The organism is Paenibacillus apiarius, assembly GCF_017052585.1.
GTDB lineage: Bacteria > Bacillota > Bacilli > Paenibacillales > Paenibacillaceae > Paenibacillus_B > Paenibacillus_B apiarius.
Genome location: NZ_JAFFHZ010000001.1, coordinates 4,402,836 through 4,416,795, shown reverse-complemented (window position 1 = coordinate 4,416,795; position 13,960 = coordinate 4,402,836). Strand labels below are relative to the sequence as shown.

14 protein-coding genes and 5 tRNA genes are annotated in these 13,960 nt (G+C 48.2%); 1 reads left to right on the top strand and 18 read right to left on the bottom strand.

The annotated features are described in order from the left end of the window. Nucleotides 1-43 precede the first annotated feature (43 nt). Together JSQ80_RS19775 and JSQ80_RS19770 are read right to left on the bottom strand one after the other, a co-directional pair. On the bottom strand, nt 44-274 hold the full coding sequence (locus JSQ80_RS19775; protein ID WP_087432669.1) for a DUF3892 domain-containing protein: 231 nt from the start codon (nt 272-274) through the stop codon (nt 44-46). A 158-nt stretch (nt 275-432) separates the two neighbouring features. Continuing rightward, complete coding sequence (locus JSQ80_RS19770) at nt 433-876, bottom strand: GNAT family N-acetyltransferase (RefSeq protein WP_206096419.1); 444 nt, start codon at nt 874-876, stop codon at nt 433-435. A gap of 157 nt (nt 877-1,033) precedes the next feature. On the opposite strand from JSQ80_RS19770, the gene JSQ80_RS19765 reads away from it, so the two are divergent. Continuing rightward, nucleotides 1,034-1,198: a hypothetical protein gene (locus tag JSQ80_RS19765; protein ID WP_206096418.1), complete on the top strand. Its 165-nt coding sequence runs from the start codon at nt 1,034-1,036 to the stop codon at nt 1,196-1,198. An 81-nt stretch (nt 1,199-1,279) separates the two neighbouring features. Here JSQ80_RS19765 and JSQ80_RS19760 read toward each other — a convergent pair whose 3' ends face one another. The 16 genes from JSQ80_RS19760 to JSQ80_RS19685 all read right to left on the bottom strand — a co-directional run bounded on the left by JSQ80_RS19760 (nt 1,280) and on the right by JSQ80_RS19685 (nt 13,679). Further along, nucleotides 1,280-1,468 (bottom strand): hypothetical protein, encoded by a 189-nt coding sequence (locus JSQ80_RS19760; RefSeq protein WP_206096417.1) that lies wholly within the window; start codon nt 1,466-1,468, stop codon nt 1,280-1,282. 75 nt (nt 1,469-1,543) lie between these two features. Next, nucleotides 1,544-1,705 (bottom strand): hypothetical protein, encoded by a 162-nt coding sequence (locus tag JSQ80_RS19755; RefSeq protein ID WP_176392747.1) that lies wholly within the window; start codon nt 1,703-1,705, stop codon nt 1,544-1,546. A gap of 224 nt (nt 1,706-1,929) precedes the next feature. Continuing rightward, nucleotides 1,930-2,005 (bottom strand) — tRNA-Val (locus JSQ80_RS19750). Between the two features lie 152 nt (nt 2,006-2,157). Continuing rightward, on the bottom strand, nt 2,158-2,859 hold the full coding sequence (locus JSQ80_RS19745; protein ID WP_206096416.1) for a uracil-DNA glycosylase: 702 nt from the start codon (nt 2,857-2,859) through the stop codon (nt 2,158-2,160). A gap of 102 nt (nt 2,860-2,961) precedes the next feature. Further along, nucleotides 2,962-3,047: transfer RNA gene (locus tag JSQ80_RS19740), tRNA-Leu, on the bottom strand. Nucleotides 3,048-3,694: 647 nt separating this feature from the next. After that, the gene (locus JSQ80_RS19735; protein WP_206096415.1) at nt 3,695-4,027 is read right to left on the bottom strand and encodes a hypothetical protein; all 333 of its coding nucleotides are present in this window, start codon (nt 4,025-4,027) and stop codon (nt 3,695-3,697) included. Between the two features lie 179 nt (nt 4,028-4,206). Then, entirely contained in the window at nt 4,207-5,598 is a 1,392-nt protein-coding gene (locus tag JSQ80_RS19730; RefSeq protein ID WP_206096414.1) for a helix-turn-helix domain-containing protein, read from the bottom strand. A gap of 198 nt (nt 5,599-5,796) precedes the next feature. Further along, nucleotides 5,797-5,882 (bottom strand) — tRNA-Leu (locus JSQ80_RS19725). Nucleotides 5,883-5,917: 35 nt separating this feature from the next. Next, nucleotides 5,918-5,994 (bottom strand) — tRNA-Ile (locus tag JSQ80_RS19720). A gap of 29 nt (nt 5,995-6,023) precedes the next feature. Further along, nucleotides 6,024-6,100 (bottom strand) — tRNA-Met (locus tag JSQ80_RS19715). Between the two features lie 108 nt (nt 6,101-6,208). Continuing rightward, nucleotides 6,209-6,373, bottom strand: a complete 165-nt coding sequence (locus tag JSQ80_RS19710) for a hypothetical protein (protein ID WP_019420607.1) — start codon at nt 6,371-6,373, stop codon at nt 6,209-6,211. A 133-nt stretch (nt 6,374-6,506) separates the two neighbouring features. Beyond that, nucleotides 6,507-8,003: an ABC transporter substrate-binding protein gene (locus JSQ80_RS19705; RefSeq protein WP_206096413.1), complete on the bottom strand. Its 1,497-nt coding sequence runs from the start codon at nt 8,001-8,003 to the stop codon at nt 6,507-6,509. 3 nt (nt 8,004-8,006) lie between these two features. Beyond that, on the bottom strand, nt 8,007-8,894 hold the full coding sequence (locus JSQ80_RS19700) for an ABC transporter ATP-binding protein (protein WP_087432661.1): 888 nt from the start codon (nt 8,892-8,894) through the stop codon (nt 8,007-8,009). Between the two features lie 3 nt (nt 8,895-8,897). After that, on the bottom strand, nt 8,898-11,777 hold the full coding sequence (locus tag JSQ80_RS19695) for an ABC transporter permease (RefSeq protein ID WP_206096412.1): 2,880 nt from the start codon (nt 11,775-11,777) through the stop codon (nt 8,898-8,900). After that, nucleotides 11,777-12,877: an efflux RND transporter periplasmic adaptor subunit gene (locus tag JSQ80_RS19690; RefSeq protein ID WP_206096411.1), complete on the bottom strand. Its 1,101-nt coding sequence runs from the start codon at nt 12,875-12,877 to the stop codon at nt 11,777-11,779. The genes JSQ80_RS19695 and JSQ80_RS19690 overlap by 1 nt, the downstream gene beginning before the upstream one ends. Continuing rightward, complete coding sequence (locus tag JSQ80_RS19685) at nt 12,840-13,679, bottom strand: ABC transporter ATP-binding protein (protein ID WP_087432658.1); 840 nt, start codon at nt 13,677-13,679, stop codon at nt 12,840-12,842. Before JSQ80_RS19685 ends, JSQ80_RS19690 begins: the two co-directional genes overlap by 38 nt. Between the last annotated feature and the right edge of the window lie 281 nt (nt 13,680-13,960).

The following is a 13,960-nucleotide window of genomic DNA, read 5'->3' as shown; positions in this document are numbered from 1 at the left end:
TCTGCCGCATAACGGCAGCATCCTCGCCGGTGTTTTTTGAAATTTAGAACATAGGCAAGTTGTCTAAGTTATTCGTGGGGTCGCCATCCGCATCACCGCGAATATACATCCCGCCATCTTTGCCTTTGAAGACGTTAACTCCGGCAATTTGACCCGAGTGAACGGCTTGCAACGCTTCATCGTAAGCCATGACTCTGCCTGAATCGGTCTTGAACGCAGTCAGGTCCCCATCCCCATTTTTCTGCACGGCAACAAATGTTTCACGTGATTCCATGACATAACCTCCTGAAGGGTAAATTACAGGTTCTGCTTCGCGTCTAGGCGTATTACGCAAAAAACAGAACTATATGTTACTCTTCCCGGAAGATACTCCTTTTATGGCATCTATCAGAAGACTGTTCACCTATTGGCCTTTCATACCGCGCTTACAAATTACAGTTTTTTCTCCATGCGGACGTGCAAAATACCTGCGTCATAGAACGGCTCTTCCGAAATGGTGCGATAGCCGAGCGATTGATAGAACCCTTCCGCTTGGCACTGCCCGTCTAGAATACTGGATGTCGCGCCCATTGACCGAGCCAACTGCTCCAGAGCAAGCATGAGTGAACGCCCGATGCCATGCCCTCGATAATGCTTGCGCACGGCAATCCGCTGCATTTTGGCGGTCGTTTCATCCAACCATTTAATCCGGCCGGTGGCGGCAATCTCGCCCTTAACCTGAAGCAGGATATGATTCGCCTGCGCGTCAAGTGTATCTAAGTCATCAATTTCATCTTCCATCGGAACCTGCTGCTCTTCAACGAATACTTCAGTGCGGATATTCAAACATTGCTGCAATTGCTCGTCCGTCTTAACTTCAATCACTTCCGCTGCCATGTCGCACACCATCCTTAACCATATCAAAATACGTTACTCAACAACATAAAAAGTGTGATTTAAATAAAAGTATATTATACAGAAAAATCGTTTTCATGTATAGTTATTCATATACAGCTATTATAGCGCTTTAGTATCAACCAGGGAGGGATAATCCGTGGATCCGGTTATAGCTACCATTGTCGCGGTCGTCATTATGGTGATCGGAATGGTCTTCTTGTTGCTTTATGTCACCAGAAAAGCATATTCACGCAAATGGGAAAATGAACAGACCTTTCTTGATGCCGATGAAGAGAATGAGCACACAGGTAGCGCGTCATAGCAAAAATTGAAAAAAGGCCTTGTTCCCGCAGACGTTCTTACGTCAACAAACAGAACAAGGCCTTGCCCATTATAGCGGGTTTTAAGGCGCATACACTTCAGACGGCACCGGATTTCCATATACCTCGGTCTGTATACTAGGAAGAACGGGTTCAGGCAAGTCCGGGGATTCATATCGGGGCGCACCATGCGCAAGCGCAACGCAGCCTGCAACCACGACAACGACAGTGGCCACTGCAACCATATAAATGATGGAATGCCACGGTTTCATCTGACCAACCTCCGCTTCAACCACTCATTGGAAGACTACAATGCCATTGTCACCGTTTTCAAGAAAAATTAAACATCACTTTTCTTCTTGCCTAGCTTCAGCGTTCTGCTTGCTTTTCCACACAAACTGCTCGTCGTACCGGATGCTGTCCTTGCTGACCATATGAACAAGCGCCCAGATGACGAGAATCGTCATGCCGAACAGTCCGATCAGCCACACAAATAATATGCCGCCCATCTTTCTCCCTCCGTTCGTCGCCAGGTTCATCTCATCCGAGCAGCACGTATACGGCAGCTGTCAGATGATACATAAATACATATGTATGAACAATTGGTGAATTCTAGAAGAATGGGCTTGCAGTGGGGTTATAGTCATCATACAGACAGCTCTGTAATCCTTCAAAATACTCGTATGCAAAAAACCCTGAATCTTATGATTCAAGGGTTCTAATAGTTGTAGTATGGTGTTCTGAGACGGGCTCGAACCGCCGACCCCCACCCTGTCAAGATGGTGCTCTCCCGACTGAGCTATCAGAACATGTCGTTGGCAATTAATAATATATCAATAATTTGATTCTGAGTCAATCCCTATTTTGGCAAACGATTCTACGATTCAATAAAAAGGCCCTGTTTCCAAATAAGTTGAAATCGATGGAAACAGGGCTGCGCGGAAGCAGTTTTTAGGAAAAATTAAAATGATTGCTGACGTATTGATTCGAGCGGAGGAAGCTGCCACTCAATTTCAGTTTCGCCGAACTGCCGCAAGTACGCATTTACTTTTGAAAAGGGTTTGCTGCCGAAAAAACCGCGGTGCGCAGAGAGCGGGCTCGGATGCGGCCCTTTCACGATACCATGCCGCCTCGCATCGATCATACTGAGCTTCGCCTGTGCGTGTGAACCCCACAACACGAAGACTACCGGGCGTTCACGTTCATTCAGGAGCTGAATGACGCGGTCAGTGAACATTTCCCAGCCTTTGCCGCGGTGGGAAGCCGCCTGGCCTTGGTAGACAGTCAGCGCCGTGTTCAACATCATGACCCCTTGCTTGGCCCATGGGGCTAAATAGCCGTGATCAGGCATCGTCGTCCCAACGTCGGCTGCGCTCTCCTTCAACATATTTTGCAGCGAAGGCGGGATCTTAACGCCGGGCTGGACAGAGAAGCTCAGGCCGTGGGCTTGCCCTGGCCCATGATAAGGGTCTTGTCCGACAATGACTACCTTCGTGTCCTCATAAGACGTATATTGCAGCGCAGAAAAAATGTGTTCAAATGGAGGATACACGACATTCTGCTCATATTCCTGCTTCAACCATCCCCACAACTGCTTGAAATAAGGCTTTCTTACCTCATCATGAAGCAGATTCGCCCAATCGTTATGTACCAGCACACTCACGGTAATCTTCCTCTCCTTGACTGTATAATATAATAAGTCAAAGACTCCTTCATGCGCTGTTCGGAAACAGACCGTTGAAGGAGTCTCATTATCGACTAATAGTGCCGAGAACCGGGATCGAACTGGTACGGTAGTCACCTACCGCAGGATTTTAAGTCCTGTGCGTCTGCCAATTCCGCCACCCCGGCGTAAATGCATATATTAGCAACAATCAATATATCATCTTTCTTTCCGCATCGTCAACCGTTGCATCCGATAAAAGCTAAATCCATTATGTGGAACAACCATGACAGACCACCAATGTGATGCTTCGTTAAGCTTTCTAGGCGGGTGGCTCTTTCTTCTCTCTTTTTTCTAATACGTAGAGCACAATTCGAAAAATAGCAATAATAGAACATCCGGTCAAAATTACTGTCAATTTGAAGGTGTCATTATTAGAAAACCAACTCAGAAAAAGACATATGATAATGACTGTAAAGCGAGTTATATCCCAAATTTTTTTTATCATCAACTTTCAACTCCGCATTCATTAAATAAGGAACTGCGACATGATTAACCACTGTTTGAATCAAAGCTGCAAAATTGAATCACGGTAGCTGGGCATTACATCACAGTTCCTAAATTATACTTTACGTGCAATTTCCTATCATTGTACTAATATTGAAGAAGTCAAACAAAGCATCCTTTAAATCAGATTTTAAGCTTCCTCCTATTGACCTAATCGCTTTTTGTACTGCCGTCGTTGTCGAATAGCCGTAGGACTTGCAAAGTTTATAACTCTCATAAAATGCTTTTACAAATTTCGCCGTACCGCCAAGAGCATCAAGAGCTTTTTTTACTTTAAGAATTTTTGTGAAGGGAAGTCCGATGGAATTATCGCCAATCCAATGGCGCCTATACAGCCTGGAATGCTGAATGATGGAAGGAATTCAGGAGAAAATTTAATATTGCCTTCTTGGATAATTACATTCATCCCCGTGTATTGCGTTAGCCATTCAACCGTTTTTTCTTCCCCTTGGGCCACGACAGTATCGGGAATGTTTTCGATTGCTGACAGAACGGCCTCTACCTCACGAAACCCTTCACTTACAAAGAGGTGTTCTTTGGGTTGAGCGTCTGCAACAGAAACATTGATTCCCAGAGAAATAAATAGCAGTGTAAAAGACATGAACAGAATAAGCGACTTCCTCATTTTTCAACCATTGTCATTTCTCCTTTTCAATCATTTTTTTGAAAGAAGATTGCCCTCCTTTCAACATCTATATCGTAGCATCGAAACCCAAATTTTGAATATTAAAGAATATGGTGGATCTTTGACTTGCAGGGGGGAATTGGCTGAAGCTTATTTTATTTTTTTGACGCTACGCACAAGGGGCCATTTTCCTTCTTTTCATATCCTCCTTCCAATAGCTCTTGATATTTCCTTTTTTGTTGATGAGTTGCGGAATCTACATGTAACCAAAATAAGGATACGCATCTTTCAAAACCCGAATAATATTTCATCGTTTGCGCTAAGGAGAGGGCATATAACAATTCTTCGACTGCTTTTGGCTCCTCTCCTTTTCTAAAACTGTATTTTGATTTTTGATACCAAAAATGAAACATCTGCTTTGTGTCAATCTGCATGTGAATACTGCTTTCAGGAGGGGGACTGTGGGAGAAACGCTCTAATATGTCATCAACAGCAAAGTCGAACTTATTAGCTGAATCCAGGATGTGAATTAACATGGGAAGAATATCATTAGGATGTTTTTCAATCAATTCCGTAAATTCGGGAAGGATGGTGGCGTTCCCAATCATTAAGTTGAGCATAAACATATTCCTTCTATTCCAAACGAGAAACTTTTCAGTCTCTTTCTTTTTTGCATCTTCGAGAAAAGAAAACCAGCTAAATGCGGAGTACTCCTTCACATGCTTTTTCGCCATTTCAAACTTCTCTTGCTTAATTAAGGCAATTCCTTTCATGATGAATCCTTGTTCATAATATTCCACAAAATCACGTTCCATCCGTAATGGTTCGTCATATTTTAGAACATTGCGCCTTCTATTCTGAGCTTGATATATTGTGGTCGTCAATTTATGTAATTCATCTGCATATCTTTCAACTTTTCCCCAATCCTCCAATGCATAATAGACGTTTATCATTTGTACTAAAGCATCTAATTGAATATCTTCGGGTAACCGATTGTAATAAGCTTCAAAACGAATCACCGCTTCCTGGATATCCTCTGTAACCATTCCTATCAATGCCCGGAACAAACGATACTGGCTCATAATGAAGCGATCGTGAAAACTGTCTCTTTCGTTATCGATCACAAGACGATAAAATATAACGGATTCTTTTTGCTTCCCGGCTTCAAAAAGCCGTTCTGCCACAGAAAAGAAAATTCCTATATTTTTGGGAATGTCCAACAATCTTGAAGCAGCGAAATCTATGCAGTCACATTGCCTCACTTCTGCACATCGAACCAAATACGGAACCAGCCGCGGACGCGATAACTTATGTTCTGAACAACATTCTTCCGGGTATAGCCAGCCCGGGGCATGACCGAAAGCAGCAGCCATTGCGTCAAGGTGACCTATTGTGATTGAACGCGGGGGTTTTCCGTTCAAAATCTGACTCAAATGCCCGGAGCGAATTCCCGTCAAATGTCCTAATTTAGCCAGCGTGTACCCATGTAACTTCAATTGCTCTTCGATTTCTGATCTAAGACAACGTATAGCAGTTTGTCCCATCAAAAGAAAATCCTCCTTAATATACATCAATCACCCATCATTTTACAATAAAATTTAAAATAGTCCATCTGCTTTATTGCTTTACAAAAAATTAAACATTCGTTAACGACAACAAAAAAGCCCTTTCGTGGGCTTCTCCACGCAAGGACTTCTTATACACTTTAATTTAAAACACTCTCTTCAATTTCAGAGGTATCCATATGCCGAGGACCGGGATCGAACCGGTACGGTAGTCACCTACCGCAGGATTTTAAGTCCTGTGCGTCTGCCAATTCCGCCACCCCGGCGTATTAAGCTATGAATCTTTGAAAACAACGGGTTCTGGTGGGCCCTGAGGGACTCGAACCCACGACCAATCGGTTATGAGCCGACCGCTCTGACCAACTGAGCTAAGGGCCCGTACGCCATTGTTTATAAAAGTTATAAGTTGGTTGCGGGGGCAGGATTTGAACCTACGACCTTCGGGTTATGAGCCCGACGAGCTACCGGACTGCTCCACCCCGCGACATTGTTTAAAGTGTTGTTTCAGCAGCGACAAGTATTACTATACAACATTAATATATGAACAGTCAAGGGAAAACGAAAAAAAACTTGCGAATTCACCATTCCAAATTCAGGGAACGAAGCGAACGCCATACTTGCCTTTGCGGGAACGAAATACTTCAATCTCTTGAAGCGTATCATACCCATATATCCATGCATCATGCTCTAACCGCTCGAGCAAGCAGCGTGCTTGAAATTTCGTATCGTACAGCTTGCCCCAATACACCCAGTGCACCTAATGCTCCTCCATCCTGATTCGCCAATGTCATTTCTACTATTCCCAACAACCACAAAAAAGAATCGGCAAGCCCGCTAATCGCGATCCCTGCCGATTCTTTCCTTAGATCTGCTTGCTTGCAGCGGCGTCATTAATTACCGTATACGTTGCCTTGAACGGGGTCACCCGTTCCGTTCGGGTTCTTTTTAAGCTGCTGCAATATTTGATTTCCTTTGGTCTCCCATTCTTTTACCGCATCGGCAGATGTTTTTTTGCCGCTAACTACGTCCTTGAACAAGGTCTGTCCAGGCTCCTGCACCTGCCATGCATTCGGCATCTTGTTGAACACTTCGCTTAGATCCGCACTTGTCGGTGGAACTGGTTTGACCGAATAGAAGGCTGCAATGTTGAAGTTCGAGCCATCCTTCGCCGTAATGAATTTCTTGCGGGAAACCATCTCCCAGCTGCTCCGGGAACGAATCTTTGCCCAATCTTCGCTGTTTACAAATTTAATGAAGTCCCAAGCGTCATCCGGATTGGACGCTTGTTGGTTAATGGAGAAAATGTTGCTCAACGAGACGCCTCCGGCCACTCCGGGCGCTTCCGGATGAGAAGGCACCGTCACGACATCCCAATCGAATTTTTTGAAGCCTTTGATTTTTTCCGCATTTTTCATCGCATCTGCCAGGTCGGAATTGATATAGGAATACTCTCCAATGACCATCGCTACGTGTCCAGATAAGAAGTTGTCGTGGCTGAACGGATTATATTCTTCTCCGCTTCCAGCCATGTCCATGTCCTCATTATCACCCGGAATGACTTTCTCGTTCACTAATTTGGAAAACGTGGAAAATACCGTTTCCCACTTCGGCGAATTAACCGTCATCTTCTCGCCTTTTTCATCGATTAGCTGCAGGTTCAGCGGTGGAATATAGGTATGGATAATCTCCCAGAACGGTTCGGTGCCTCTGTAGCGGTTAAATGAAAATCCATATTGCCGATCCGCGCCTTCCCCTTTGGACACGCGCCGCGCCAAGTTGAACATATCTTCCCATGTCATGTTGTCAGTCGGCGGATTGACGCCTGCTTCTTGGAACATGGTCTTGTTATAGAACAGCGCCTGGGAATAAAAGGTCGGCGCCAAACCGTACAGGTTGTTGTTGCCCATCGCCTTGATGCCGTCTATGACAGTCGGAACATAATCGCTTGTATCGACCTTGTCTTGTTGAATGAGCGGGTCCAGCTGCTTCAGCATGCCGTCCTGCACAAGCTTGCGGAACTGGTTGGCATCCGTTACGACGATGTCGACTGGATTGGCTGATGTCATCATCTTCTTGTAAGCTTCGACACGGTCAGGCTCTTTTCTGGAACCATCCGTAGAATTGTCATAGCGCTGTTCGCTTGCATCTATGGCTGGAACAATCTCAATGCGAACGCCTTTGTTCGCATATTCATATACGTCGGTATATTGCTGGCGGAAGTACGTATCGTCACCGCCGTAACCTCCGTATTCAACGCCTATGCGCAGGACGCGCTCTTGACCGGGCTCCACCTCATTTTTGTTGCTGCACGCAGCGAGCAGCGGAAAAATCATGCTCAACGTCAACGTAACCATCAGCAACTTGCGTACCCATTTTTTTCGATTCATCGTTTACCCCTCCAACTCTTTCGGTGTGCGGATAATAATTTTGTCTCCGTCTAATTCCATAGAAGCCTTGTCTTGGATGTGAAGAGCTTCCAAATATTCCTTCGGCACCTGCAAACGACCTACGCGGTCGACTACGACATAAGCCTCATGCAGTTCCTGCAGCCCGTGTCCGCCGGATTGCTCCGCCTCACCGCCGTCCGCATTCAAGTTCGGATTGCGTTTAATGAATTCTGTACTGGTCAGACCGTCTCGAATCGCGACGACACGGTCCACCTTGCCTGCCAACGATAGATCATGCGTTACAATGACGACCGTGACCCCGAGCTCTGAGCTCATCCGCCGGAATATGTTCATAATCATGTCAGACGTCTGCGTATCCACGGAGCCTGTCGGTTCGTCGGCCAGCAGCAGCTGCGGCCGGTTCGAGAGCGAGATCGCGATGGCGACCCGCTGCTGCTCCCCTCCAGACAGCTGATGCAGCTTGTTGTTCATGCGATGCCCGAGTCCAACCCATTCAAGCAGCTCTTTTGCATATTTGCGATCCAGCTTGCCGGACAGCATCATTGGCACTTCCACATTTTCGAGCGCGGTCAAATAAGGAAGCAGGTTGCGGGCATTGTTCTGCCAGATGAACCCTACCGTATCGCGCTTATATTCAACCAACTGCTCTTCGGTAATCTTGAGCAGATCCCACTTCCCTACCCGGACTGCCCCGGCGGACGGACGATCCAATCCGCCAAGGATGTTGAGCAAGGTTGATTTCCCGCTGCCGCTGTTCCCGATGATGGCCATCAGTTCGCCTTGCTTCACGGATAAATTCAAGCCTTGCAGGGCCACTACTTCAATATCTTCGGTTTTATAAATTTTAACGAGGCCTTCACAATGTATCACGGCTTAACGCTCCTCTCCCATCTTCACGGCTTGATGGACGCGCAGGCGGCGAATATGCATCAGCAGGAGCGTCGCCCCCGTCACTACCATGACACCTACTACGATATACAGCTGAAGGGTGTCCTTCGCCTCAAAGACGATGCGGAACGGCGGAACTTGCTGCTTCGCGCTCTCCGCAGACTGCAGGAACGGCAGGAACAAGCGGCTGGCCAGCTTCCCTAGGACGATACCGAGCACAATCGACAGGCCGGCCGTGAACAATTGCTCCAACAGCAGCATCCCCGTAAGCTGCTTGCGTGACAATCCCATCGCTCGCAGTATGCCGAATTGAACGACACGCCTTGAGAGGTTGAAGAACCAATACAACAAATATCCGGTTAAAGAAATGGCTATAGAGACCAAGAATCCCATACTGAGTATGCCGAATACCCCGCCGCGCGTCGGATGCTTGCTTTGTGTCGCAAGCTCGCTGCGCACGTCCTGGATATCATAAATTTCAATGCCTTCCTTCTGCAATCCGGTCACGACCGGCGCCAGCAGCGCTTTATCCTGCATCTTGATCCAGACTTCATACGGAAAGATCGGAACCTGATCATAAATATAGTCCAAATTCGCAATAAAGAACGGCGCCTCGTCCGGGTACAGACTCGGCCAGTACGGCAAAATCGCCACGACGACGAATTCGACCATCTGATCCCGTATCGAAGCGGAGATAACATCCCCTTGCTTCAGTTGATATTTCTTCGCGACATTAGTCGGTATGATGACACCTGACTCGTAATATTTGCCGAGAGCATCCAAATACCGGTACGGATGCGCCGGAAAGAGATCGTTGCGGAACCAGGCAACCTTGGCGAAGTCGACATTGTCAATCCCCATGATGTTTCCCGTCCCGATAGATTTGCCGGACACGATGATATTGCCTTTCTCCTTCAATACACGCGTGGCAGTTTCCACGCCAGGCATCCGCTTGAATGGCTCGAACGGCGGTTCGTTATAAATATCGCGGCCTGGCTTCGGCCGTTGATTGCCGCCTCCCGGACCCGGTCCCGGCTTTCCGCCACCGCCGTTATTGTTATTATTATTGTTGTTATTGCTGTTAGCGCTGCGGTCCACTTCCTGCGTGCTGTCCCATACGGCTTTAATGATGACATCGGCGCCATGTTTGTAAAGCGTCCGTTCGGTTGAATTCGTATCAATCGTACGCGCGGCCGAAGCGTTATACACGCCTAAACCGAGCGTCAGTATGAGCAAAATCATGAGCGGATAGTACGATTTGGCAGAACGTGACAACTGCGTCAAGGTCAAATAAAGCGGCACTGGAAGCAGCTTCCCGCCAATCCATTGGACAAGCCGCAAAATGAGCGGAAACAGCCGCAAGAAGAACAGGCCGGCCGCAAATATCGCAAGCGCCGGAACGAAGAATAGAAACGGCTGCACTTGCAGTTGATCGGAACTCATCCCCGTCTTGAAGGACAGCAGCTGCTGTTGATTCAACATGTAATAGCCATAACCGGCGACTGCAAGCAACAGCACGTCAAGGAACCAGCGCTGCCATACGGGACGGCGATCCGAACGGGCCATCTTCTGTTTCAAATTAACAATGGACGAGCGGGCGAATATAATAGCCGGAATGACGCTTGCCATCAATGCGATAACGACCGCTGCGACTCCGAACATGACAGCATCGGTCGTGAAGCCGACCGGAATCGATTTCCGGTTGACGAACTCCAAGAACCCGTTCGCCGAGCCGATCGATTTGGCCATGAACCAACCAAAAAACGGCCCTATGGCCAAGGCGACCGCGCCTAGAAGCAAGCCCTCCAGCAAAAACAACCATATAATTTGCCGCGTGCTCGCGCCGCGGCTGCGCAGCACGGCAATGTCGCTTTGCTGCTTCTCCAGCGCTTGGCTCGCGTTCATCGCAATATAATAGAACACCATCGCAATCATCGGCGCAGCCAACGTAAACAGCATCATTTGCAGTTGTATGCTTTGACTGCGGAACTCATTCAACACTTTTGCAAAAGACAGCTCAAGTTGTGTGCCTTTCAGCTTCTGATACAGCTCGATGCCGAGCCTATCCAGCGTCCGCTCGAGCGGATTCAATTGACTCGTCTGAATCTGGCGCAAATCAAAAGCATAATACCAGCTCGACACCTGCAGCGGAGCGTTTTTTTGTTCCAACAGCACCTTGTTAAAAGTATCGGGAGTAACATAGAACGTGTTCATCATGCTTTCCAACCCTTGATACCAATAAGCGCTTGTCGGTTCTTTCGGCTGGAACGTGCCGACAATCTTCAATATGAGCGTCTGACGTGCTTCCCCGTGTACCGTGTATTCCAGTTCATCGCCGATGTGAAGGTCGTTGCGGTACATCGCTTCCTCAAGCATAACGACCTGCAGCATTCCGTTCGTCTCTCCATCCTCATACGGCTTGCCGAGCGACCATTCGACCCGCTCATCCAAGCCGGTCAACGAACTAAGCGTCATCGTGCGGACGCGGCTGGCATCCACCTTCGTCGGATCGACCGGATACACCTCCGTCGCTTTCAAGCTGCGCGTATTGACGAATACATCTGTCGGGAACCCGATCTCGGCCGTTACGTCATCTCGAATGTAGCGGTCCACTTCGTTGAGCGCATTCAGATCGGTCTTTCCTCCGCCCGCAGCTTGATAACGCATGAGCATGGAACCTGCCGGCAAGCCTCCTCCGTTCTCCTGCAGCGTTTTCGTGACAACGCGCTTCAACGCTCCGTCCGAGTACATCGGAATGCTGACCGTAAAGGACACTGCAACGATAAGGCCCGCCAGCGTGCTGAACGTAAGCCAGCGGGTATTCCACATTTTGCGGAACAGAAATCGCATCATAGGCATGCCCATTATCTACCCACTACTTTCTGCCCCGGTTCAAGCCCGGCTTTAATCTCAACCTCTGTCGACCCTTGCGCTCCCACCTCGACATCGACTTCCCGCTTGCCTTTCTCGTCAACGACTTGCACGTAGGTGCGCGAACCGATCGTGCGCAGGGCGGCCAGCGGAATGACGGTAACGTCTTTCCGGCGTTCCGTAATGACCGAAATGCTGAGCGGCGTTCCGCGCGTCACGCTCGCCGGCAGCTTTTCAAGCAGTTCGACGGTCAAATATTTGTCCAGGCTGTCTTGATCGGGTTCATTCCCTTGCCCGCCGCCACTATTCTCACTCGTCGCCACAGGTAGGGCCTTCACTTTCCCTTTCAACGATTTGCTGACCGTATTGATGCTGACTTCCACTTCCATGCCAGGCGCCACTTTCTTCAAGTCGTCCTTCGACAATTTGGCCGCCACCATCAGGCGGGACGTGTTCGCAATCGTCGCAACCGGATCGTATTTCTTCGAGTTCGCCCCCTTCTTCGCAGCAACAGACACAATCGTTCCTTCAAACGGAGCCGTTATCGTGCCTTTCGCAATATCGGCCTCCAAATCGGCAATCGCTTGGCGTTTCTCTTCATATAAAATTTGCGCCTCTTCGAATTGAACTGGATCCATTTCGTCCTTCTGGCGCAGCGTGCCCTTCAATTCGACTTCATCCTTGCGCAGCGCAAGACGCTTCTGGCGCAAATCCTTCTGCATATCATCCACATCGAGCAGAGCTATCGATTGACCGGCTTTTACCGCATCGCCGTTCTTGACAAGAATTTCCTTGATCGGCTTGCCATCCAAAGTAAAGAATAAGGTTTCTTCCTGTTCGGACATAATTTTGCCTGACCCGGCAGACTGATTGATCCAAGGTTTCTTAATGACCTCATACTCCGGCTTCTTCGAAATCGTGGGCGGCGTAATGCTCGGAAGCACTTCCTCTTCCGCCTCGTCCGGCAGCAGCGAGCATGCCGATGTGAGCAGCAGCGTGCCGCACATGAGCGCCAGCACGGCGCGGCGCCAGTTTCGTTTCCGTAATGCTCCTGTGTCAGGAGATGAATTTTCCGTCGACCATTTCATAAACATGATCAGCAACCTCCAAAATTGTAGGATCGTGGGTTGTCATGCAAATTGCAATGTTTTCAGTGCGTAAAATTTGTCGGAATACTCCCATGACCTGAGCACCCATCTGAGAATCCAGTTCCGCCGTCGGCTCGTCGGCCAACAGCAATAACGGCTTATGAGCAATAGCCTTCGCGATCGCAACGCGCTGTTGTTCCCCGCCGGACATCTCGTACGGACGGTGCTTCATCCGCTTGCCGAGACCGACCATTTCCAAGCAGTGCTGTACACGCGCTTTCCATAAATGGCGGGGAATGTTGGCCATGCGCAGCGAGAGCTCTACATTTTCGTATGCGGATAAGAGCGGCATTAAGGCAAAAGCCTGAAAAATAAACCCGATATCGTTGCGCCGGGTAACGGTGCGTTTATTGTCGCTCCATGACGATAATGAATCTCCACGGAACAAAATATCGCCTTTTGTAGGCAGATCAAGTCCGCCCAACATGTTCAAGAGCGTCGTCTTCCCTGAACCTGAGCGGCCTTTTAACATCACCAATTGACCCGGACGTACGGCCATGTCGATTCCCTTCAGCACATGCAACTTCTCGCTTCCGACTTGAAAAGTTCGTTCCACGCCGCGAACGTCCAGCAGAAGCTCATCTGTCACGACAGGAACTGCGCGCGCGGGCCAAACTGCAGATTGTCCGTTATCTTCTATGTATTCCGCCTCGTCTTGCGCATTTTGCTTCTTCTTTTGCTCGTTCGCCGCGAGAACCGGGGTCGCCTCTTCAGAAGCTGTTTGTTTCCGTTTGCGAAGCCACTTCATTGTCGTTTCCTTGCCCCTTTCTCTCGGACATGACGTCAAACTCTCCTAAAGTATAAACGATTGAATGATATGAAAAGTTACAAAGTTTGTAACGCTTTTTCCAGTTTTACTACAATAAATTTACCAAATTTCAGAAATCGAGCTTTATTTCATCTTGGCCTACGCAACATTTCCATGCAAAAAAACCTCTATGGAGGCCTTCAGCGATGATCGCTGGCGTGTAGAGGCCGTTTTTATACCATAAAAAAGGCTGATTTCGCTTTTGCGCTTCAAAAGCTTAA

Bases quoted from the DNA above. Each gene is read 5' to 3' on its own strand.
- JSQ80_RS19690 (WP_206096411.1), bottom strand. From the start codon at position 12,877: ATGTTTATGAAATGGTCGACGGAAAATTCATCTCCTGACACAGGAGCA.
- JSQ80_RS19770 (WP_206096419.1), bottom strand. From the start codon at position 876: ATGGCAGCGGAAGTGATTGAAGTTAAGACGGACGAGCAATTGCAGCAA.
- JSQ80_RS19705 (WP_206096413.1), bottom strand. From the start codon at position 8,003: ATGAATCGAAAAAAATGGGTACGCAAGTTGCTGATGGTTACGTTGACG.
- JSQ80_RS19775 (WP_087432669.1), bottom strand. From the start codon at position 274: ATGGAATCACGTGAAACATTTGTTGCCGTGCAGAAAAATGGGGATGGG.
- JSQ80_RS19760 (WP_206096417.1), bottom strand. From the start codon at position 1,468: ATGAAACCGTGGCATTCCATCATTTATATGGTTGCAGTGGCCACTGTC.
- JSQ80_RS19685 (WP_087432658.1), bottom strand. From the start codon at position 13,679: ATGAAGTGGCTTCGCAAACGGAAACAAACAGCTTCTGAAGAGGCGACC.
- JSQ80_RS19735 (WP_206096415.1), bottom strand. From the start codon at position 4,027: ATGTCTTTTACACTGCTATTTATTTCTCTGGGAATCAATGTTTCTGTT.
- JSQ80_RS19755 (WP_176392747.1), bottom strand. From the start codon at position 1,705: ATGGGCGGCATATTATTTGTGTGGCTGATCGGACTGTTCGGCATGACG.
- JSQ80_RS19695 (WP_206096412.1), bottom strand. From the start codon at position 11,777: ATGGGCATGCCTATGATGCGATTTCTGTTCCGCAAAATGTGGAATACC.